We start from the raw sequence: 19,902 nt of genomic DNA on the forward strand, positions 1-19,902 counted from the left end.
GGCTACTGGGCGGGCTCGTCCGGAGACCGGCCGGGGGTGCGGACGGCTGGGCGATGGCGGCAGTGGGGTGCGGCTCCGCGAAGGCAGCGGACGGCGGCGAACCCGAGACGGCGGACAGCGGCCCGGCTGAGGCAGCGGACAGCGACGAACCCGAGGCGGCCGTCGGTGCACCGGCAGGGACAGCGGACGCCGGCCCAGCCGACAGCGGCGCCGCGGAGGCACCGCGCAGCGGCTCGGCGGGGGCACAGGAGGCAGACGAGGCACAGGAGGCACAGAACGATGGCCCACCGCAGACGCCGGTCAGCGGCCCAGCAGAGACGCCCGCTGCCGCACCGGCAGCAACAGCGGACCCCGGGGCGGACGGACCGCCGACCGGCGGCTCTGGGCAGGCGGCAGGCAGCGGCTCCGGCGAAGCGGCATACGGCGGCTCTGGGGAGGCGGCAAACGGCGGGGCGTTCCCGGCCAGCAGGGCGTCGGCTCGCGACCGAAGTGCAGCCGCGGCCGCGGAGGAGTCCGTGCCAGGGTTCCGGGCCGCGGCGCGTGCCCCAAGGCCGAGCCCGCGGGCGGGAGCCCGGTGGCGGCCGCGTGCGCGGCCGTCGCTGCCCCGGGCCCGCCCCGGGCCGCTGGTCGCCGCGAGGGAACGGGGTCGGGCCGAGGTGCCGGGCTGGAGCGAGGTGCGGGGTTGGACCGAGGTGCGGGATGGGACCGAGGTGCCGGGTTGGACCGAGGTGCGGGGTTGGACCGAGGTGCGGGATGGGACCGAGGTGCCGGGTTGGACCGAGGTGCGGGGCGTCGCCACTCCCGCGTCCGTTACGGAGGGTGATGGAGTCGTCATGACACAGCACGGTAGGCGTATCTGCCCGAACGCGCTGAGTGAACCGTATTTCCGTGGAAAACCCCGCAGTTGTGGATAACCAGGTCACCCACAGGAGGGAAGCAGCCGATGTCCCCCACCCATGGGGGGCGGGTCCCGGCCCCGGTCAGCGCTGCGACACGACAACGCCGAGCAGACCGGGCCCCGTGTGAGCGCCGATGACCGCGCCGACCTCGCTGACGTGAAGGTCCGTCAACCCCGGCACACGCTCGCGCAGCCGCTCGGCGAGCGCGTCAGCCCGCTCGTCGGCGGCGAGGTGGTGCACCGCGATGTCGACGGGCGCGGCGCCCGCGCGCTCCACGGCGATCTCCTCAAGCCGTGCGATGGCCTTCGAGGCGGTCCGCACCTTCTCCTTCGGTTCGATCCGGCCGCCGGCGAGCTCCAGCAGCGGCTTCACCGACAGGGCGGAGCCGAGCAGCGCGCGCGCAGCCCCGATGCGGCCGCCCCTGCGCAGGTAGTCCAGCGTGTCGACGTAGAAGTACGCGGACGTCCCGGCGGCTCGTTTCTCCGCGGCGGCGACGGCCTCGTCCGGTGTGGCGCCGGCCTGGACCGCCTCGGCCGCGGCCAGCGCGCAGAATCCCAGCGCCATCGCGACCATCCCGGTGTCCACGACGCGGACGGGCACGGGTGCCTGCCGGGCGGCGAGCAGCGCGGCCTCGTAGGTGCCGGACAGCTCGGCGGAGAGGTGCAGGGAGACGATCGCGGTGGCCCCCGAGGCGGCGACGGCCCGGTAGTGGGAGGCGAACGTCTCGGGGCTCGGACGCGAGGTGGTGACGGGCCGCCGCTTGCGCAGCGCCTCGGCGAGGGAGCGGGCGGAGATCTCGGTGCCCTCTTCGAGTGCGCGGTCGCCGAGGACGACGGTCAGCGGGACCGCGGTGATACCGTGCCGCTCCATCGCCTGCGGCGGCAGGTAGGCCGTGGAATCGGTGACGATCGCGACATGGCGGGACATGAGCGGGAGGTTACCGGCAGGCGGCGTCCGAGGGCAGCCCGGGCCGGTGCCGCAGCCGTGCCGCGCCCCTTCCCGGGGAGCGGCCGGGGCGGTCCGCGATCAGGTGGACGTCTCGCGCCGCGGCGACTTCTCCCACGGGTATCCGAGGTCGAGACGGGGGTCACGGGCGGTGATCGCCGGTCGTTCGCCGCCGGGTTCGCGCTGTCCGTCCGCGGGGGGCCGCTCCTCGCCCCGCGGCGCATCCACGACCGTGCGGTCATGCTCCGCGTCGGCGGGCCAGACCTGGTCGGACGCCGTGTCCGCCGACGCCTGCGGCCAGGGCGCCCCCGACAGGTCCCGGCCGGCCGGCGGCTGCGCGGGGCCCGTCGACGTGCCGGGGGCGGCGGTCGGCGGCGCGGACTCCGTCCAGTGGCGCAGGGCGCCGGCCTCCATCTCGATCTGCCGGCTCAGCGCGTCCAGGTCCTCCTGCGCGAACCGCCGGGCGCGGTCGCGGGCGGCCCAGCGCAGCGCGTCCGCCGACTCGGTGACCTTGCGGGTGCGCTCCTTGAGCTCCTCCAGGCATGCGGCGACCCGGGCGCGGTCCGGATCCTGCTCCATGCGCCGCAGCTCGTCGTCGAGTTCGCGGCCGTGGGCGCTGAGCCGGTGGAACACGTCCAGCGACTCCTTCAGCGACGCGTCCTCCACCGCTCCGGCCTGCAGCGCGTCCTGGGTGGCCCGCATCGACGTGCGCAGGGAAAGCCGCAGCTGCGCGAGCTCCCCCGCGACACCGGCCTGGCCGAGGCTCTTCGCCCGCAGGGTGGTGTCCTCGACGGCACGCCGCGCCTGGTCGATGGTGCGGTCGACGCCCCGCTTGGTCGCGCGGACCAGCTTCACCGTGGCGTACACACCGAGGGCGACCAGGGCGACGATGAGCAGCGCCAGGATCGTGATCGCGGTGATCGCGGCTTCCATGGGGTCCCCTCGATGTCGTTGTTCTCTCCACCGTAAACGGAACGGGCAGGTTGGCGGTTCCCTCGGAACCCCCAACCTGCCCGTAGGGGAGAACCCGGCACGAGGCCGCGCCGGGTTCCCGGTCGGCCCGTAGGGGCCTTGGGGTGCTACGCCGGGACGATGTTGACCAGCTTCGGCGCCCGGACGATGACCTTGCGGATGCCGGCGCCGCCCAGCGCGCTGACCACGGTGGGCTCGGCCAGGGCCTGCGCCTCCAGGTCGGCGTCGCTGATGGCCGGCGGGACCTCCAGGCGCGCCTTGACCTTGCCCTTGATCTGCACGACGCAGGTCACGGTGTCGTCGACGACGTACGCCGGGTCGGCGACGGGGAAGTCCTGGTGGACGACGGAGTCCGTGTGGCCCAGCTTGCGCCACAGCTCCTCGGCGATGTGCGGGGCCAGCGGCGCGACCAGCAGGACCAGAGGCTCGGCGACCGAGCGGGCCACGGGGCGGTTCGCCTTGGTCAGGTGGTTGTTCAGCTCGGTGATCTTGGCGATGGCCGTGTTGAAGCGCATCCCGGCCATGTCCTGGGTGACGCCGTCGACGGCCTTGTGCAGGGCCCGCAGGGTGTCCTCGTCGGGCTCGGCGTCCGTGACGGTGACCTCGCCGGTCGCCTCGTCGACGATGTTGCGCCACAGCCGCTGCAGCAGCCGGAACTGGCCGACGACCGCGCGCGTGTCCCAGGGGCGGGACACGTCCAGGGGGCCCATGGCCATCTCGTACAGGCGCAGCGTGTCGGCGCCGTACTCGGCGCAGATCTCGTCGGGGGTGACGGCGTTCTTCAGGGACTTGCCCATCTTGCCCAGGACGCGGCTGACCTTCTCGCCCTGGTACCAGAACGCGCCGTCGCGCTCCTCGACCTCGGCGGCCGGCACGGCGATGCCGCGGGCGTCGCGGTAGACGTACGCCTGGATCATGCCCTGGTTGAACAGCTTGTGGAACGGCTCGGCGGACGAGACGTGGCCCAGGTCGTACAGGACCTTGGACCAGAACCGGGCGTACAGCAGATGCAGTACGGCGTGCTCGGCGCCGCCCACGTACAGGTCGACGCCGCCGTGCGGCATGCCCTCCCGGGGGCCCATCCAGTACTGCTCGATGTCCGGGTCGACCAGCTTGTCGCTGTTGCGGGGGTCCAGGTAGCGCAGCTCGTACCAGCAGGACCCGGCCCAGTTGGGCATGGTGTTGGTCTCGCGGCGGTACTGCTTGGGGCCGTCGCCCAGGTCCAGGGTGACGTGGACCCACTCGCTGTTGCGGGACAGCGGGGTCTCGGGCTGGGTGTCGGCGTCGTCCGGGTCGAAGGTGCGCGGCGCGTAGTCGTCGACCTCGGGCAGTTCCAGCGGCAGCATCGACTCGGGCAGCGGGTGGGCAACGCCGTCCTCGTCGTACACGATCGGGAAGGGCTCGCCCCAGTAGCGCTGCCGGCTGAACAGCCAGTCGCGCAGCCGGAAGTTGACGGTGCCCTCGCCGGTGCCGCGGGCCTCCAGCCACTCCGTGATCTTGGTCTTGGCCTCGACGACGCCCAGCCCGTCCAGGGACAGCCCGTCGCCGGTCGAGTTGACGATCACCGCGTCGTACGAGTCGAAGGCGTCGTCCCAGGCGGCCGGGTCGGTGCCGCGGCCGTCGGTCGGCTGGACGACGCAGCGCATCGGCAGCTCGAAGGCGCGCGCGAAGGCGAAGTCGCGGGTGTCGTGGGCGGGGACGGCCATGATGGCGCCGGTGCCGTAGCCCATCAGGACGTAGTCGGCGATGAAGACGGGCACCTGCTCGCCGCTGACCGGGTTGGTGGCGTATGCACCTGTGAAGACGCCGGTCTTCTCCTTGGCGTCGGCCTGCCGCTCGACGTCGGACTTGGCGGCGGCCTGCTTGCGGTAGGCGTCGACGGCCAGCGCGGGGGTGGCGTGCCCGCCGGTCCACAGCGGCTTGGTGCCCGCCGGCCAGGCTTCGGGGACGATCGTGTCGACCAGCTCGTGCTCGGGCGCCAGGACCATGTAGGTGGCGCCGAACAGCGTGTCGGGGCGGGTGGTGAAGACCGTGATCGCCTCGTCGCCGACGGCGAAGTCCAGGCGGGCGCCCTCGGAGCGGCCGATCCAGTTCCGCTGCTGCAGCTTGATGGCCTCGGGCCAGTCCAGTGCGTCCAGGTCGTCCAGCAGCCGGTCGGCGTAGGCGGTGATGCGCATGTTCCACTGGCGCAGCTTCGCCTTGAACACGGGGAAGTTGCCCCGCTCGGAGCGGCCGTCGGCGGTGACCTCCTCGTTGGCCAGGACGGTTCCCAGGCCGGGGCACCAGTTGACGGGCGCGTCGGAGGCGTACGCCAGGCGGAAGCCGCTCAGGACGTCGGCGCGCTCGGCGGCGGTCAGCTCGCTCCACGCGCGCGTGGTGCCGGGTACGGGCCGCTCACCGCTCTCGAACCGGGCGACCAGGTCGGCGATGGGCCGCGCCTTCTGCGCCTCCTCGTCGTACCAGGAGTCGAAGATCTGCAGGAAGATCCACTGGGTCCACTTGTAGTAGTCGGGGTCGATCGTGGCGAACGACCGCCGCTTGTCGTGGCCCAGGCCCAGGCGGCGCAGCTGGGCCTTCATGTTCGCGATGTTCGCCTCGGTCGACACCCGGGGGTGGGTGCCGGTCTGCACCGCGTACTGCTCGGCGGGCAGGCCGAACGCGTCGAATCCCAGGGTGTGCAGGACGTTGTGCCCGGTCATGCGCTGGTGGCGGGCGTACACGTCGGTGGCGATGTAGCCCAGGGGGTGGCCGACGTGCAGGCCCGCACCCGACGGGTACGGGAACATGTCCATGATGAACTTCTTGGGCTGCGCCACGACGGCCGGGTCGCCTGCCAGGTCGCCGCTCGGGTTGGGGGCGGCGTACGTGCCCTCCGCGTCCCAGAAGTCCTGCCAGCGTGCCTCGATGTCGGCCGCCATGGCCGCCGTATAACGATGCGGGGCCGCCGTCTCGGCAGCCGAATTCGTCTCGGTCATGTCCTCTGAAGCTCCATCGATCGTCTCTGCCTGGCTGCCGCTGCCGCGCGGAATTCCCCAGCGCGGCGAAATGAAAAAGCCCCTCGCACAGGAGGGGACGCCGCGCCGATTCCGACCGGGTTTCTTCACCCGTCGGCACTGATCAGCGCGGCTCGCTAAGCAGAAGGCGTACGGCACGCATGGCGTCAGGGTACCGCAGGGCCCCTCCCGGCCGCATCGGAGTGCCCCGAGGGTCGGACACGCGCAGTGGCGTGACGGTCGCACTACGCGGGCGGTACCGCTTACTCGGCGTATCGGCGCGTTCCCGGGCAACCTCCGAGTCAGTTGGCGGCCGATCTCAACGGTAAACGCGCAAACACCGTACTCACTGGTATGCGTCGCCCTAGCATGCGCGAACGGGACCCCATCCGCACCATTCGGAGTCGCCCATGACCCCTCATCGCAAGACACGCACGTCGCCCGCCGAGAAGCAGGGGCTGAGCCGGCCGGTCCAGGGCGGGTTGTACGCGGCCGCCGTGGTCCTCCTCCCCCTGCTGGTCCTCGGCGGAAGCGACGGCTTCCGCGAGTTCCTCGACTTCGGCACGGGCGTGCTGGCGCTCGTGTCGCTGACCGCGTCCGTCGCCTGGGCGATCGTCGCCACCGACCGGCTGCTCCTCACCCCCCGGCAGCGGCTCCTGGCCCAGGGCATCCACCGCGGCACCGCCGTGGCGTCCCTCGGGTTCCTGCTGCTGCACGGCACCGTGAAGGTGTCGCTCGGCCACGTGGAACTCGTGGGCGCCCTCATACCCTTCGGCCTGGGCGTCACCGGCACGGCCGGCCTCATCGGGTTCGGCTCGCTCGCGGGCCTGCTGATGGTGGTGGTCGCGGCGACCGGGGCCCTGCGCAGCACCCTGGCCGGCCGGGGCGCCATCGCGGCCCGCTGGCGGCCGCTGCACATGCTCGCGTACCCGGCGTGGTGCGCGGCGCTAATCCACGGCCTGTACGCGGGCCGCCCCGCCGCCGGATGGGTGACGGCGCTGTACTGCCTGGCGCTGCTGGCCGTCGCGGCGGCGGTGTCCGTGCGGTTCCTGCCCGCGCCGCTGCAGGAGCGGCTGGCCGACCGGGTGCTCATGCTCGTCGGTCCCGCCCCGGAGGGTGCTCAGGCGCCGGTGCGCGCACGGGGGCGCGGTCGCGGCCGGCGCGACCCGGCGACGGCACCGCTGCCGGGTGCCACGGCCCTGGGCGCCTCGTTCGGGGCCGAGGCGCCGCGCCCTCACCCGTACGAGCCGGAACCGGGCCGGCAGGGAGCGGGTGCCCGACAGGGCGACGCGCCGCTGTCCGCACCGGACTACGGCGCGTACGGGACCGGGGCGCGGGACTACGGCGCCGCAGCCGACGCGTACCGGCCCGGCAGCGAGCCGCCGCTGCGCGGCGAGCGCGGCCCCGGCGGGGGTATCTCGGCCGGGTACCGGGCGGTGTCCCTGGGGGCGGGCTCCGGGCCGCCGGACGGCTCCGTGCCCTACAGAGCCGGCGCGGACGGGACGGCATCGGCGGGCGGATCGGGGCCGTCCGGCGTGCGTCCCGGGGCGGCGGACCCGACCCAGAGGATCCCGTTCGCCGAGCGCGTCCCCATGACGGAGGAGCTCCCCGTCGTCGAGGAGGAGCCTTCGGTGCGTCCCGGTTTCTGGCCCACTCCGTCTCCGCCGCCGCCGACTCCGTCACCCGCTCCGCGCGCGTACGCACCGCCCCCGCAGGGGGAGCCGCACGGTGCGTTCTTCCCGGCCGATGAGCAAACCGGACCCTCCGGCACGTACCAGTTTAGCGAGCCGGCCGCCGGGCCCTCGTCCGGTCCCGCCTTCCGCCCGGCCGCCGGCGAGCCGTGGACCGCACCCGCAGGAGACCGCCCGTGAACGCCCCGCTGCCCGACGTCCCCGAAGTCCGCGTCGTCGGCCTCCCCCAGCTCACCCAGGGCTTCGACCTGGTGGAGCGCCTGGATCTGCCGATGCATCTGAAGGTGCACGGCCCGCTGGAGCCGATCGCCGGGGAGCGGCTGGCGGCTCTGGCCGAGGAGGTCTCCCTGCGCGGGCGGGGCGGCGCGGGCTTCCCGTTCGCGCGCAAGCTGCGTGCGGTGGCGGAGGCGGCGATCCGCCGCGGGGTGCGGCCCGTCGTCGTGGTCAACGGCAGCGAGGGGGAACCCGCCTGCCGCAAGGACACCGTGCTGCTGAACCGCGCCCCGCACCTGATCCTGGACGGTGCCCTGCTGGCTGCGGAGGCGCTGGGCGCGCGCACCCTGGTGGTGGCGGTGACCCGCAATTCGACGGAGATCTCCGTGCGGGCCGCGCTCGCCGAGCGCGGCTTGTCCGACCGGCGGGGGCAGCCGCTGCGCGCGCGTGTGGTGCGTACGCCGGAGCGCATGGTGTCCGGTGAGGCGTCGGCGGTGATCCGCGCCGTCGGAGGGGGGCGGCGCTGCCGCCGGGGCGGCGGGAGCGGGCGTCGGAGTCCGGCGTGGGCGGGGCTCCGACGCTGCTGTCGAACGCGGAGACGTTCGCGCAGCTCGCGGTGGCCGCCCGGATCGGCCCGCACCGGTACGCGAACGCCGGTGTGGACGGCGAGCCCGGCACGGTGCTGCTGACGCTGTCCGGTGCGGTGGCCCGCCCCATGGTGGTGGAGGTGCCCACGGGGGTGCCGCTGCGGTACGTGCTGCAGCTGGCGGGCGCCCCGCCGCTGCCGCAGGGCGTGCTGACCGGCGGCTACCACGGCAACTGGATCGATGCGGCGGCCGTGCACGAGGCTGTCGTGTCGAAGGCCTCCCTGGCGGCGGTGGGCGGTTCGCTGGGCGCGGGCGCGATCCTGCCGATCGGCCCGGAGACGTGCCCCCTGGGGGAGGCGCTGCGGGTGGCGAACTGGCTGGCCGCGGAGACGGCCGGGCAGTGCGGTCCGTGCCGGCTGGGGCTGCCCGCGGCCGCGGGCGGGCTGTCGGACGTGCTGAACGGCGGCGGCCCGGCCGCGCTGGAGGCGCTGCGGGAGGTCGTGGGGGCCGTGAAGGGCCGGGGGGCGTGCAAGCATCCGGACGGCTCCGCGCGCTTCTTCTCGTCGTCGCTCTCGGCGTTCACGGACGATCTGGCGGCGCACGTCCTGGACGGGGGCTGCGGGCGTCCGACGACGGGCGTGCTGCCGCTGCCCTCGCCGGGCTACGAGGAGGCCGAGGAGTCCATCCCGACCGGGGAGCGGCTGGCCGTGGACTGGACGCTGTGCCAGGGCCACGGGCTGTGCGCGGACATCGCACCCGAGCTGGTCCGCATGGGCGCCGACGGTTTCCCGGTCCTCGCGGACACGTCGGTGCCGACGCATCTGCGGGGGCGCGCCCAGCGGGCCGTGCGGCGGTGCCCGGCCCTGGCGCTGCGGCTTGAGCAGACGGCGGGCGGCGGTGGTCCGCGGCCCGTGGAGCGGCCGGCGCTGCCTGCGGCGAGCCGTAAGGCTCTGGGGCCGGGAAGGAGTTGACGGCCCGTACGACGACGAAGCGGGCCATCCGATCGGATGGCCCGCTTCCTTCCCTGTGGAGCTAAGGAGAATTGAACTCCTGACCTCTTGCATGCCATGCAAGCGCTCTACCAACTGAGCTATAGCCCCTTGCGGTGTGCCGCCCGCTTGGTTTCCCTCACTCCGGGCGCCCTCGCGGCGACACAGAGAACATTACGGGGTCCTCCGGGGAATCTCCAAATCGATTGTCCGACCACCGCGCGGGGGCGGGATCGGGGGCGGGTAGCGTCGGCTGTCGTGACCCTGACCGCGACCGCGCAGACCCGTCTGAGGGGCGTGCCGTGGGCCGCCGCGGCGGCCTGCCTGCTCTCTTTCGCCGGCTTCTGGGTGGCGCAGCGCGCCGCCCACGTCAACCTGCTCGACCTGTCCGTCTACCGGGCCGAGGCCGAGACCGTGCTGGCCGGCGGCGACCTGTACGCCATGCGCGCCACGTCGGCGAACCTGCCGACGACGTATCCGCCGTTCGCGGCGCTGCTGTTCACGCCTCTGACGCTGGTCGGGGTGCCGGAGATGCAGGTGCTGGCCGCGCTGGGAAACCTGCTGCTGCTGGTGGCCCTGGCGCATCTGTCGCTGCGCCTGGTCCGGTCGGGACCGCCGGGTCGGGGCGGCCGGGTGGCGGCCCTGGCCGCCCGCCCGGGGGCCGCGCTGTTGCTCGCGGCGGTCGTGGTGTGGTGCGAGCCGGTGTGGCAGACCTTCCGGTACGGGCAGATCAACCTGCTCATCACGGTGGCCGTGTTGTGGGACCTCACGCGCCGGGAGGGGAGCCGGTGGGCCGGGGTGGGCATCGGGCTGGCCACCGCGGTCAAGCTGACACCGGGCCTGTTCGTGGCGTTCCTGGTCCTCGCGGGGGTGGCACGCGCGCGTGGCGGGGGCCGAGCGGAGTGGTGGAACCCGTGGCTGCGGCAGGCGGTGCGGGCGACGGGGGCGTTCCTGGTGGTGACGGTGGCCTCGCATCTCGTCCTGCCGTACGACTCGCGCCGCTTCTGGACCGAGATGATCTTCGAGACGAGCCGGGTGGGCCGCACGGAGGAGACGGCGAACCAGTCGCTGAGCGGGGTGGTCGCGCGGCTGCTGCACACCACGGACCCGGGGGTGTGGTGGATCGCCGCGGCGGTTCCGGTGGCGGTGCTCGGCCTGGCCGTGGCGGTGCGGGCGGCACTGCGCGGGGACCGGCCGGTGGCGGTGGTGGCGTGCGCCACCACGGGGCTGCTGGTCAGTCCGATCTCATGGTCGCACCACTGGGTGTGGTGCGTGCCGATGCTGGTGCTGCTGGCGGTCCGGGCCCGCCCCGTGTGGGCGGTGGCGGCGGCGCTGGTCTTCGCGTCGAACGCGCTGTGGTGGGTGCCGCACGCCCCGGCTCCCGTACGGCTGGAACTGCACCAGACGCCGGGGCAGATGCTGCTGTCGGCGCTCTACACGCTGCTGGGCACCGGCCTGTTGGCGGCTCTCGCTGCGAGGCGGCGGGGGCGCCGCCCCGGAGGCGCGAACGGGCCGCACGCGGATGCGGGTAGTCCTCGGTCCGTCGGGAGCGTGCCGCACGCAGTCCCGGGCGGGCCTCAGGCGGTCGCGAAGGAGTAGAACCTCTTGAGGGTGCAGTGCTCGTCGAGGAGCCGCCCGTAGATGGGCTCTCCCTCAAGCTCGCGGTACGTCTCGATGGGGTCGCCTTTTATGATCAGCGCCCGCGCGCATTCCTCGCACCAGTACTGGTAGTCGGGGTTCACCGGGTCCATGTCGCGGACGATCGGCGTCCCGCTGCCGCACCAGTCGCACTTCCTCCTGTGTGCACCCATCACTCAGCTCCAGCTGTGGCCGCAGGACGGCACACATAGGACACGCCGCCGTTGTCACCGAGCATCTGGGCGACATGTGAGGATCCGCACTCCGGGCAGGCGAGGCCGGTCTGCCGCCGACGGGCCGCAAGCGGGACAGCGGGTTCCTCGCTTCTGCTGGCGGCCATGGCGCGCACACTCCCTCCCGTCCGGTCCGTCGCCCCTCCGGCGGTCCGATTGTGCCACGGCACGGTGGGGGCGGGAGCGGCGTCGGGCATCACGCGGGACCGCACAGCAGAAATCCCGCCCCCTGCGGGGACGGGATCCTTGACTGTGGAGCTAAGGAGAATTGAACTCCTGACCTCTTGCATGCCATGCAAGCGCTCTACCAACTGAGCTATAGCCCCTTGCGTTCTTCGCGCTCCGCGCTGCGAACAAGAAGAACTTTAGCCTGTCCCCCGCCCGGAAGGGAAATCCGGCCCGGTCGGCGCCGCCGCGGCACGCCGTTCCGGCTGAGGCACGGGCGGCCGCCAGGGGTCGGCCGCCCCTGGCGGCGCTCAGTCGTCGTCGCCGAGGACCGGCTCGGGCAGCGTGCCGGCGTTGTGCTCCAGCAGCCGCCAGCCGCGGGCGCCCTCGCCGAGGACGGACCAGCAGCAGTTCGACAGGCCGCCCAAGCTCTCCCAGCTGCGGGGTTCCAGGTCGATCAGCCGGCCGATGGTGGTGCGGATCGTGCCGCCGTGGCTGACCACGACGAGGGTGCCGTCAGCGGTCAGCTTCTCGGCGTGCGCCAGCACCACGGGGGCGGCCCTGTCGGCGACCTCGGTCTCCAGCTCGCCGCCGCCGCGCCGGACCGGTTCGCCGCGCTTCCACGCCCGGTACTCGTCGCCGTGCCGTTCGAGGATCTCCTCGTGGGTGAGTCCCTGCCACACCCCGGCGTACGTCTCCCGGAGCGCGGAGTCGTGGCTCACCTGCAGCCCGGTGAGCGCCGCGAGTTCCGCGGCGGTCGCCGCGGCGCGCCGCAGGTCCGAGGCGATGATCGCGTCCGGCTTGAGGGCGGCCAGCAGCCGGGCGGCCCGGCGGGCCTGCGCGACACCGGTCTCGGTGAGCTCGATGTCCGTGCTCCCCTGGAAACGGCGCTCCAGGTTCCACGAGGTCTGGCCGTGGCGCCAGAGGACGATACGGCGGCCCCGGCCGCCCCTGGCGGCGCTCAGCTCAGCTCACCGCCGTCCGGGCCGGAGCCGTCCGCGCCGGTGAGCCGGGCGTGCTCGGCGGCCTTGCCCCGGGTGCGCACGGCGTCCTCGGGGAGCTCCAGCTCGGGGCAGTCCTTCCACAGCCGCTCCAGGGCGTAGAAGACCCGCTCCTCGCTGTGCTGCACGTGGACCACGATGTCCACGTAGTCCAGCAGCACCCAGCGGGCCTCGCGGTCGCCCTCGCGGCGGACGGGCTTGGCGCCGAGCTCCTTCAGGAGCCGCTCCTCGATCTCGTCGACGATCGACTTGACCTGGCGGTCGTTGGGCGCGGAGGCCAGGAGGAAGGCGTCGGTGATCGACAGCACGTCGCTGACGTCGTAGGCGATGATGTCGTGGGCGAGCCGGTCGGCGGCCGCCTGCGCGGCGGCGTTCACAAGCGCGATGGATCGGTCGGTGGCGGTCACAGGCAGGCTTTCGTCGTCGGTCAAGGACACTTCAAGGGTCTCATGTGGCGCCGGAGGCACCGCACACCGTGACGCTGCCCTCCGCCTGCCGGCCCTGCCTCCTACCGGCCCTTGTAGTCGCCGCCCAGGACCACGGTGACGTCCGCGTTCGCCGACGCCTCGCCCTTCTCCACCGCGCCGGCGGGCAGGCCGAGGGTCTTGGCGACCTCCTCGGCCATCGGCTTGCCCGCGTCGTCGCGGTAGAGGACCTGGGACGAGCCCGCCCTGTCGGCCGTGCCGCTGTCGATGACGGCGTATCCGCCGTTGACCAGGACGATGCGGGCCGCTTCCGTCGTGTCGGCCTTCCCGGTGGCGTTGCGGACGGCGACGCGGACCGCGGAGCCCTGCTCGGGTGCCTTGACGGAGCCGCCGAGGATGTCCCGCACGACGCTGCGGCTGTCGTCCTCGCTGAGCCGCCCGTCTCCCTGGACGGGGAGCAGCGCGGTCTTGTGGTCGCCGGCCTTGGCGTATTCGGCCAGCTTGGCCAGTGAGGCGCCGAGGTCCTTCTCGGGCAGGGACGGGTCCAGGATCTGCGCAAGCGACTGGACCGTCATGGTCGCGCTCTGCGGGTCGTCCGACATCTTGCGCAGGATTCCGTGCACGACCTGGCCGAACCGCTGGAGCTGCTGCACCTCGGACTCCCCGGAGCCGCGGTGGGTGGCGTACGCCACGGCCGCGCGCCCGCCCAGGGTCTGGTTCTCGCCCTTCGCGACCAGCGGGGGCTCCCCCTCCTTCTCGGCGGGGATCTCGGTGTCGGTGGTGAGGTCGATGCCGCCGACCAGCTCGACGAGGTTCTCCAGGTACGGCGTGTCCAGGCGCCAGGTGCCGGTGATCTTCGTGCCGAGCAGTGTTCCGACGGCCTCGCGCGTGCCGGAGGAGCCGTCGTCCTCGACGGACTTGGCGAGCGTGGTGCTGGTTCCGTCGTCGTTGCCCACGGCGAGGGCGTTGGGCAGCAGGACGGTGGTGCCCTGCCGGGTGGTCTCGTTGCTGACCAGCAGCGCGGTGGAGGTGGCCTGGTCCTTGGTGTCGTGCAGGTGCAGCACGATCACGTCCCGCTTCTGCGGCCCGGTCGCGTTGCCGCCGCCCTTGCGGTCCTCGTCCTTGGAGAAGCCGGGCAGCAGGCCGGCGCTCCAGAGGTAGCCGGCCCCGCCGACCAACGCGAGGGCGAGGACCACGGCGAGCGCCACGACGCGGTTGCGGCCCCTGCGCTTGGCCTCCTCGCGGCGCTCCGAGCGGCTCTCGGTGAACTTCAGCCAGTCGATGACGTCCTCGGAGTCCTCGTCCGGCTCCTCGACGAAGGAGAACTGCTCCGTGCGGTAGTCGGCGTCGTCCCCGGCGGCCTTGCCGCCCGCACGGGCAGGCGCGTCCGGTGCGGCGGGGGCAGACCTGTGCGGTTCCGGTGCGGCCGCCGCGGGCGCGGCCTGCTGGGTGCGGGGGGCCTCGTGGGCCTGGGGGGCCTGCTGGGGCTGGGGGGCCTGCTGGGGCTGCTGGGGCTGCTGGGGCTGCTGGGGGAGATGAGGCGCTTGGGGCTGCTGAAGTCCCTGGGGCTGAAGTCCCTGCGGCTGCTGGGACTGGAGAGGCACCGACTGCTGGTCCTGCCAGGTCTGCGTCCCGTAGCCGGCGGCGTACCCACCGTAGCCGTAGTCCTCCTGGCCGGGGGCATAGGGCTGCTGCTGGTGGGCGGTGTGGCCGTACGGGTCGTAGGACTGGCCGTAGTCCTGCTGCGGGGGCTGGGGAGGGTACTGCTGCCCCGCGTACGGATCGCCGTAGGGCTGCTGCTGCGCCTCGGCGTGCTGGTACACCGGCTGCCCGTACTCGTCGTAGCCGATGATCTGCGGCTGCGGCGTGTAGTACGGGTCGTACGGGTTGTGCTGGTGGTCGTTCACCGGTGCCCCTCTCCGTGGCTCACTCGCCGCGGTACAACTGGCGCTTCGCGATGTAGCGGACCACACCGTCCGGCACCAGATACCAGACGGGGTCGCCGTGTGCGACCCTCGCGCGGCAGTCGGAAGACGAGATCGCCAGCGCGGGCACTTCCACGAGGGACACTCCGCCCTTGGGCAGGCCGTCGTCCGACAGGTCATGGCCCGGCCGGGTGACCCCGATGAAGTGCGCCAGGGAGAACAGCTCCTCGGCGTTGCGCCAGCCCGGCATGATCTGGGACAGCGCGTCGGCGCCGGTGATGAAGAACAGGTCGGTGTCGGGGTTGAGCGCACGCAGCTCGCGCAGCGTGTCGATCGTGTACGTCGGGCCCGCCCGGTCGACGTCGAGGCGGCTGACCGAGAACTGCGGGTTCGACGCCGTGGCGATGACCGTCATCAGATAGCGGTCCTCCGCGGGCGAGACGGTCTTGTGGGACTTCTGCCACGGCTGCCCGGTCGGTACGAACACGACCTCGTCCAGATGGAACAAGGCGGCCACCTCGCTGGCGGCCACCAGGTGTCCGTGGTGGATCGGGTCGAACGTCCCGCCCATCACGCCGAGTCGGCGTTTGCCGGAGCTCCGCGGCACTTGCTGCTCTCCCATGCGTGCAGAGCCTAACGGCACGGTGGTGCGGCCGGTCCCGGCGCTCACCGGCTCAGCGGTCGCGGTTGAAGCGGGTGGTGACCCACAGCATCAGGAGCAGCACGACGAGGGCGCCGCCGCCGGTGACGTAGGGGTTGAGGCTTTCGTGGTTGCCGCCGTGCTCGGAGCCCTCGGCGAGGGTGACCAGGGTGGCGGCGGCGGAGTGCAGGCTGCTCATCTTCTGAAGACCTATCCATCGGGGTGGGAGCGGAGACTTCGCGCACATCGTATGCGGGGCCCGCGGGCACGCTCACGCCGACGTGGTCGTTGTCTTCGTGACCGGTGCGTCGGCCGGGGCGCCGGCCAGGGCACCGGGTGCCGCCGGCGAGCTCCGCCGACCGTTGTCCACAGGCGGTTGTCCACAGGCCCGACGGCCTGGCGGCGGCAGCGCCTACGCTGGGTGTCGTACGAGACACCTTTCGCATCTCGCACGAAAACAGGGGGCTTCCATGACCGAGACCGACCACGAGGGCGTGCCGAGCCGTCGGCGCACACGCTTCCCCGGGATCTCCTCCCGGGCCTACGAACATCCGGCGGACCGCTCCGCCCTCGTCGCCCTGCGCAAGCTCAGCGGCTTCGACACCGTCTTCAAGGCGGTGAGCGGCCTGCTTCCCGAGCGCAGCCTCCGCCTGCTGTACCTGTCGGACTCGGTGCGGGTCGGCGAGACGCAGTTCGCGCGGCTGCACGAGATGCTGCGCGACGCCTGCTACATCCTGGACCTGGAGAAGGTCCCGGCGATGTACGTCACGCAGGACCCGAAGCCCAACGCGATGTGCATCGGGCTGGACGAGCCGATCATCGTGGTCACCACGGGCCTGGTCGAGCTCCTCGACGAGGAGGAGATGCGGGCGGTCGTCGGCCACGAGGTGGGCCACGCCCTGTCCGGACACGCCGTGTACCGCACGGTGCTGCTGTTCCTCACCAACCTCGCGCTGAAGGTCGCCTGGATCCCCCTCGGCAATGTGGCCATCACGGCGATCGTCACGGCGCTGCGGGAGTGGTTCCGCAAGTCGGAGCTGTCGGCCGACCGGGCCGGCCTGCTGGTCGGCCAGGACCTCCAGGCGTCCATGCGGGGGCTGATGAAGCTCGCCGGCGGCCACCACCTGCACGAGATGAACGTGGACGCCTTCCTGGCCCAGGCGGAGGAGTACGAGGCGGGAGGCGACCTGCGGGATTCCGTCCTGAAGATCCTCAACATGCTGCCCCGCACGCATCCCTTCACCACGGTCCGGGCGGCCGAGCTGAAGAAGTGGGCGGAGAGCCGCGACTACCAGCGGATCATGGACGGCCACTACGCGAAGCGCTCGGAGGACAAGGACACGTCGGTGACGGACTCCGTCCGGGAGTCGGCGAGTCACTACGCGGACTCGGTGCGCGGAAGCAAGGATCCGCTGATGAAGCTGGTCGGGGACATAGCCGGCGGCGCCGGCGACCTCGGCGGCAAGCTGTTCGAGAAGTTCACGGGCGGCGGCCAGTCCCGGTCCGCTGGGAGCGGCGGCGACAGCAACGGGTCCTCGAAAACCCCCTGAGGCGGTCTGCGGTTCATGGACGACCGGTCGGCGCCGGGGCGGCCTGCCCCCATGACGGGCGGCTGCGTCCCAGGCGGCCGGGCGGCGACGGGCGGCTACACCCCGGGCCCCTCTCCGTCCCAGGTCGGTCCCCTTCCCCGGCGGCCCGCCGGCGCGCTGCCGGAACGCCACCGGGGACGGTGAGGGGGTGGCACGCCGAATCCGTGCCGGGCAAGCGGTCAGCCCGCCGGGTCATGGGGGCGTGGGCTGGGCGTCGGGAGCCAGGGCGGAGCAGGCCGGTACGCCGGTGGCCGGGGCCGTCGCATAGGGATCCGCGGCCGGCGCGGTGGTCGATGTCGCCCTCTGACCTGCCAGGAGGGGGCTCAGGGTCCCGGACACGTCCGTGGCGCAGTCCAGCGGACCCGCCCACAGGCGGCTGGTGACCAGCTCGGCACGGTGGAGGCGCAGGTCCTCGCGGTCGAAGCGGAAGAGGAGCTCCCGGCGGACGGTGAACAAGGAGGCGTCCGCCGTACCGGGGTCGGAGGCCGCCGGGCGGAGCGCGTAGGTGAAGGTGTGCTGCGAGACCACCTCCAGCTCGTCGGCGGAGGTCTCGGTGTACCCGAGGGTGCCGTGGACCCGCACTTCCGGGTCGGCGAGCGCCACATGGTCCGGGTCGAACCGCACGAGCCAGCCCCCGACCGTGTGCCGGCCGTCCGCGGCGGGGCGGTCAAGGCTGCGGTCGAACTGCGCCAGCTGGTCGGGGTCGAGGAGCAGCCGTACGGGGCGGTCCGTGCCACCGGTCAGGACGGCGGGGTCCAGCGAAGACTGGACCAGGTAGTCCTTCGCCGTGCTGAGCGCCGCGAGCACCTGGCTCTGGGTGAAGTGGGCAGTGCTCCGAGCGGGCGGCAGGGTGATGCCCGCGGCGCCGGTGCGGTGCTGCGCGGCGGGGCCGTGGGTGTACAGCTCGGCGGGGGTCCCACCCGGGACGGGGCCCTGAGGGGCGAGGGCGACGAGCGCCATGCGGGCCGGTTCGGCCGGCTGGTCGAGCGGCGGGCCGTGGGGCCCGCGGAAAGCGAGGTGGACAGCCGCAGCGAAAATCATGGCGACGATGAGGACCAGGGCGAGGGCGCCTGTCCGGGATCCGTGCCGATGTCTCGAAGGCGGCAGGTAGCCGTGGTCGCCGTCCCCTTCGGGGCCGCGCCCGTCGCGGCCGCCGTGAAGCTCGTGAAGCTCGTGATCGGAAGCGTCTGCCCGGTGGCGGACGGGGTCACGGGTCTGGTCGTCCAGGCGTTCCCGGGCGGACAACTCGTGGAGGGAGGCAGCCCGGATGAACGACTCGTCGAAGACGACGGACCGGTACTCGTCCTCTCCACCGCCGGGGCGCCCCTCGGGTGTGCCGTCGGGTGTCCCGTCGGGCGGGTCGACACTCCCTGCCATACCTTGAGGGTAGGTCCGGCGGGGTCCCGGTAAACGCCCGGACGGACCCCAACTGTGGGTAACCGCTCAGCCCTTGGTCCATCTGCGGGGTCGAACAGGGCGCATGCCGGGGGGCGAGGTGCAGGCCTGACAGGCGAGACTGCCGGGCCGAGGCCGACGGACCGCCGTGAGCGGCGGACCGCCCGCTCCCGGGTTGCCCCGTCGGCAGGCTGGCGGGCTGGCGTCCAGTCGGCGGGCGCGCCGCGGCAGCCTGCCAGGCGGCCGGAGATCAGTACAGCGGGCGCACTGGAGCTGCTGGCTGCCGAGGGCCTCTTGCTCGGCAGGCGCACAGCGGCTGCCGGCCTGCCGGGGCATTGGGCCGCTGGGCTGCCGAGGCGGGGCGGCCGGCCCTCTGTGCCTCAGGCGTCCGGGCTCCGGGTCGGGGCCGGGTCCGGGCTCCAGATCCGCTCCAGCGCCGGGTCCGGGTCCGAGCTCATGGGGGTTGGCTGCCAGGCTGCTGGGCTGCCGGGCTGCCGGGCTGCCGGGCTGCCGGGGGCACGGTGGGGACAGCGGTCCAGGGGCCCTCCGTATCTGTGTCGGGCTGCGTCGGTGCAGGCCCGGAGCCCTGGGGGCGTGGCGCCTGGTCGGGAGGGAGCCGCGGTGGCTGGTGACGTTGCGGCTGCCGGCGGGGTGCCCTGCGGGTCCGGCCGGGGAAACGCTACGGCTCCTCGGGGGGCTCCTGCGACGGAGCCCGCGAAGGCCTGGGAGCGGTGGGCGCGGCTGCGGGGGCTCGTGCCGTGGTGCGGGTGCTCCTGGTGGCGCGGGCAGCCGCGTGGTGCGCGCTGTGGGCTCGGGCCGCCGCGTCCGTACCGTGTCCGCCGCGGCACCCGCCGCGGCACCCGAGTCGGCCGGATGCGGGCCGCAGAGCCCTCAGCGCCCACCCGGCGGGGCGGGGAGCCGTCAACCCCGCGAGGGCTGGGCCGGGGGGTCAGGGGGCGGGGTGGGGACTGGTGGTAGGTGGGGGGGCGGGGGCGGGGCCCCGGAGGGCGTCGCCGTCGCCCTGCGGCAGGTCCGTCGTCGCCGGTGCGGGGATCTGGTCGTCGCGGCCGGCGGACGCCGCGCTGCGGTACACGGCGGTGAAGGCGAGGACGACCATGCCGAGCCCCATCAGCAGGGCCACGATCCAGGCGACGGGGCCGGTACCAGCGGCCGCCCGGCCGGTAGGGGCGCAGAGCGCCGCCGTAGGGGCCGTACGGGTCGTGGATGTGGGCGGAGCCGTACGGGTCGTCGCCGTATGCGCCGGGGTGCCCGGCGGGGTCGTACGGGTCGTGGGAGCCGTACGGCGCGCTGTCCTGAGCGGTGCGCCTGCCGCGCGCCTGGGCGGCGGCGACGAACCTCTCGGCGGCGGTGGGTTCGTGGAACCGGGCTGCGCGTACGAAGTCCTCGTCGAACACCACGGAGGCGAAGTCCTCGTCGGCGCCTCCGCGGTCGTCGTCGGGCTCCCAGCCGTCCGGGAACGGCCTGCCCCCCACGTCGTCCGGCACACGCTCAGGGTAGACCCGGGAGCGGGCTTTGGGCAGGGAGAGCGGAAAGCTTCCGCGCCCCGCACGGCCGGGCAGCCCCGGGGCGGCGTCGCGCCCC

Annotated in this window: 13 protein-coding genes, 2 tRNA genes and 2 pseudogenes; 4 read left to right on the forward strand and 13 right to left on the reverse strand. The window is 73.4% G+C overall.

The genetic code is table 11. From position 1 onward, the window contains the following. Positions 1-980: 980 nt before the first annotated feature. The 3 genes from L6E17_RS11385 to leuS all read right to left on the reverse strand — a co-directional run bounded on the left by L6E17_RS11385 (position 981) and on the right by leuS (position 5,791). A complete protein-coding gene (locus L6E17_RS11385; RefSeq protein WP_236240653.1) occupies positions 981-1,826 on the reverse strand; it encodes a DegV family protein in 846 nt (281 codons plus the stop codon). Positions 1,827-1,925: 99 nt separating this feature from the next. Continuing rightward, the gene (locus L6E17_RS11390) at positions 1,926-2,777 is read right to left on the reverse strand and encodes a hypothetical protein (protein WP_236240654.1); all 852 of its coding nucleotides are present in this window, start codon (positions 2,775-2,777) and stop codon (positions 1,926-1,928) included. Positions 2,778-2,923: 146 nt separating this feature from the next. Further along, entirely contained in the window at positions 2,924-5,791 is a 2,868-nt protein-coding gene (gene leuS, locus L6E17_RS11395) for a leucine--tRNA ligase (protein ID WP_236240655.1), read from the reverse strand. A 428-nt stretch (positions 5,792-6,219) separates the two neighbouring features. Here leuS and L6E17_RS11400 point away from each other — a divergent pair, with 428 nt between their 5' ends. Both L6E17_RS11400 and L6E17_RS11405 read left to right on the forward strand, forming a co-directional pair. Beyond that, positions 6,220-7,680: a hypothetical protein gene (locus L6E17_RS11400; RefSeq protein ID WP_236240656.1), complete on the forward strand. Its 1,461-nt coding sequence runs from the start codon at positions 6,220-6,222 to the stop codon at positions 7,678-7,680. After that, positions 7,677-9,271: pseudogene (locus tag L6E17_RS11405) on the forward strand (NADH-ubiquinone oxidoreductase-F iron-sulfur binding region domain-containing protein). Before L6E17_RS11400 ends, L6E17_RS11405 begins: the two are co-directional and overlap by 4 nt. 56 nt (positions 9,272-9,327) lie before the next feature. Here the strand turns inward: L6E17_RS11405 and L6E17_RS11410 are convergent. Beyond that, a tRNA-Ala gene (locus L6E17_RS11410) sits at positions 9,328-9,400 on the reverse strand. 153 nt (positions 9,401-9,553) lie between these two features. On the opposite strand from L6E17_RS11410, the gene L6E17_RS11415 reads away from it, so the two are divergent. Further along, positions 9,554-10,888 (forward strand): glycosyltransferase 87 family protein, encoded by a 1,335-nt coding sequence (locus L6E17_RS11415; protein ID WP_236240890.1) that lies wholly within the window; start codon positions 9,554-9,556, stop codon positions 10,886-10,888. Here the strand turns inward: L6E17_RS11415 and L6E17_RS11420 are convergent. The 7 genes from L6E17_RS11420 to L6E17_RS11450 all read right to left on the reverse strand — a co-directional run bounded on the left by L6E17_RS11420 (position 10,867) and on the right by L6E17_RS11450 (position 15,515). Then, complete coding sequence (locus tag L6E17_RS11420) at positions 10,867-11,100, reverse strand: hypothetical protein (protein WP_030494108.1); 234 nt, start codon at positions 11,098-11,100, stop codon at positions 10,867-10,869. The two genes, L6E17_RS11415 and L6E17_RS11420, sit on opposite strands and share 22 nt — an antisense overlap. Before the next feature lie 313 nt (positions 11,101-11,413). Continuing rightward, positions 11,414-11,486, reverse strand: a tRNA-Ala gene (locus tag L6E17_RS11425). A 150-nt stretch (positions 11,487-11,636) separates the two neighbouring features. Next, a complete protein-coding gene (locus L6E17_RS11430) occupies positions 11,637-12,290 on the reverse strand; it encodes a histidine phosphatase family protein (RefSeq protein WP_236240891.1) in 654 nt (217 codons plus the stop codon). Beyond that, positions 12,287-12,733: a ribosome silencing factor gene (rsfS, locus tag L6E17_RS11435; protein ID WP_236240892.1), complete on the reverse strand. Its 447-nt coding sequence runs from the start codon at positions 12,731-12,733 to the stop codon at positions 12,287-12,289. The genes L6E17_RS11430 and rsfS overlap by 4 nt, the downstream gene beginning before the upstream one ends. A gap of 101 nt (positions 12,734-12,834) precedes the next feature. Beyond that, entirely contained in the window at positions 12,835-14,658 is a 1,824-nt protein-coding gene (locus L6E17_RS11440) for an LCP family protein (protein ID WP_236240657.1), read from the reverse strand. 19 nt (positions 14,659-14,677) lie between these two features. After that, positions 14,678-15,298, reverse strand: coding sequence for a nicotinate-nucleotide adenylyltransferase (gene nadD / locus L6E17_RS11445; protein ID WP_071267339.1), 621 nt, complete (start codon positions 15,296-15,298; stop codon positions 14,678-14,680). Positions 15,299-15,350: 52 nt separating this feature from the next. After that, complete coding sequence (locus tag L6E17_RS11450; RefSeq protein WP_236240658.1) at positions 15,351-15,515, reverse strand: hypothetical protein; 165 nt, start codon at positions 15,513-15,515, stop codon at positions 15,351-15,353. 271 nt (positions 15,516-15,786) lie between these two features. Between L6E17_RS11450 and L6E17_RS11455 the strand changes: the two genes are divergently transcribed. Then, positions 15,787-16,866, forward strand: a complete 1,080-nt coding sequence (locus tag L6E17_RS11455; RefSeq protein WP_236240659.1) for a M48 family metallopeptidase — start codon at positions 15,787-15,789, stop codon at positions 16,864-16,866. Between the two features lie 231 nt (positions 16,867-17,097). Here the strand turns inward: L6E17_RS11455 and L6E17_RS11460 are convergent, their stop codons facing one another. Together L6E17_RS11460 and L6E17_RS11465 are read right to left on the reverse strand one after the other, a co-directional pair. After that, positions 17,098-18,282, reverse strand: a complete 1,185-nt coding sequence (locus L6E17_RS11460; protein WP_236240660.1) for a hypothetical protein — start codon at positions 18,280-18,282, stop codon at positions 17,098-17,100. Between the two features lie 967 nt (positions 18,283-19,249). Next, positions 19,250-19,805, reverse strand: a pseudogene (locus L6E17_RS11465) (hypothetical protein). Positions 19,806-19,902: the final 97 nt, after the last annotated feature.

Source organism: Streptomyces sp. CC228A, from assembly GCF_021390935.1.
Classification (GTDB): Bacteria; Actinomycetota; Actinomycetes; order Streptomycetales; family Streptomycetaceae; genus Streptomyces.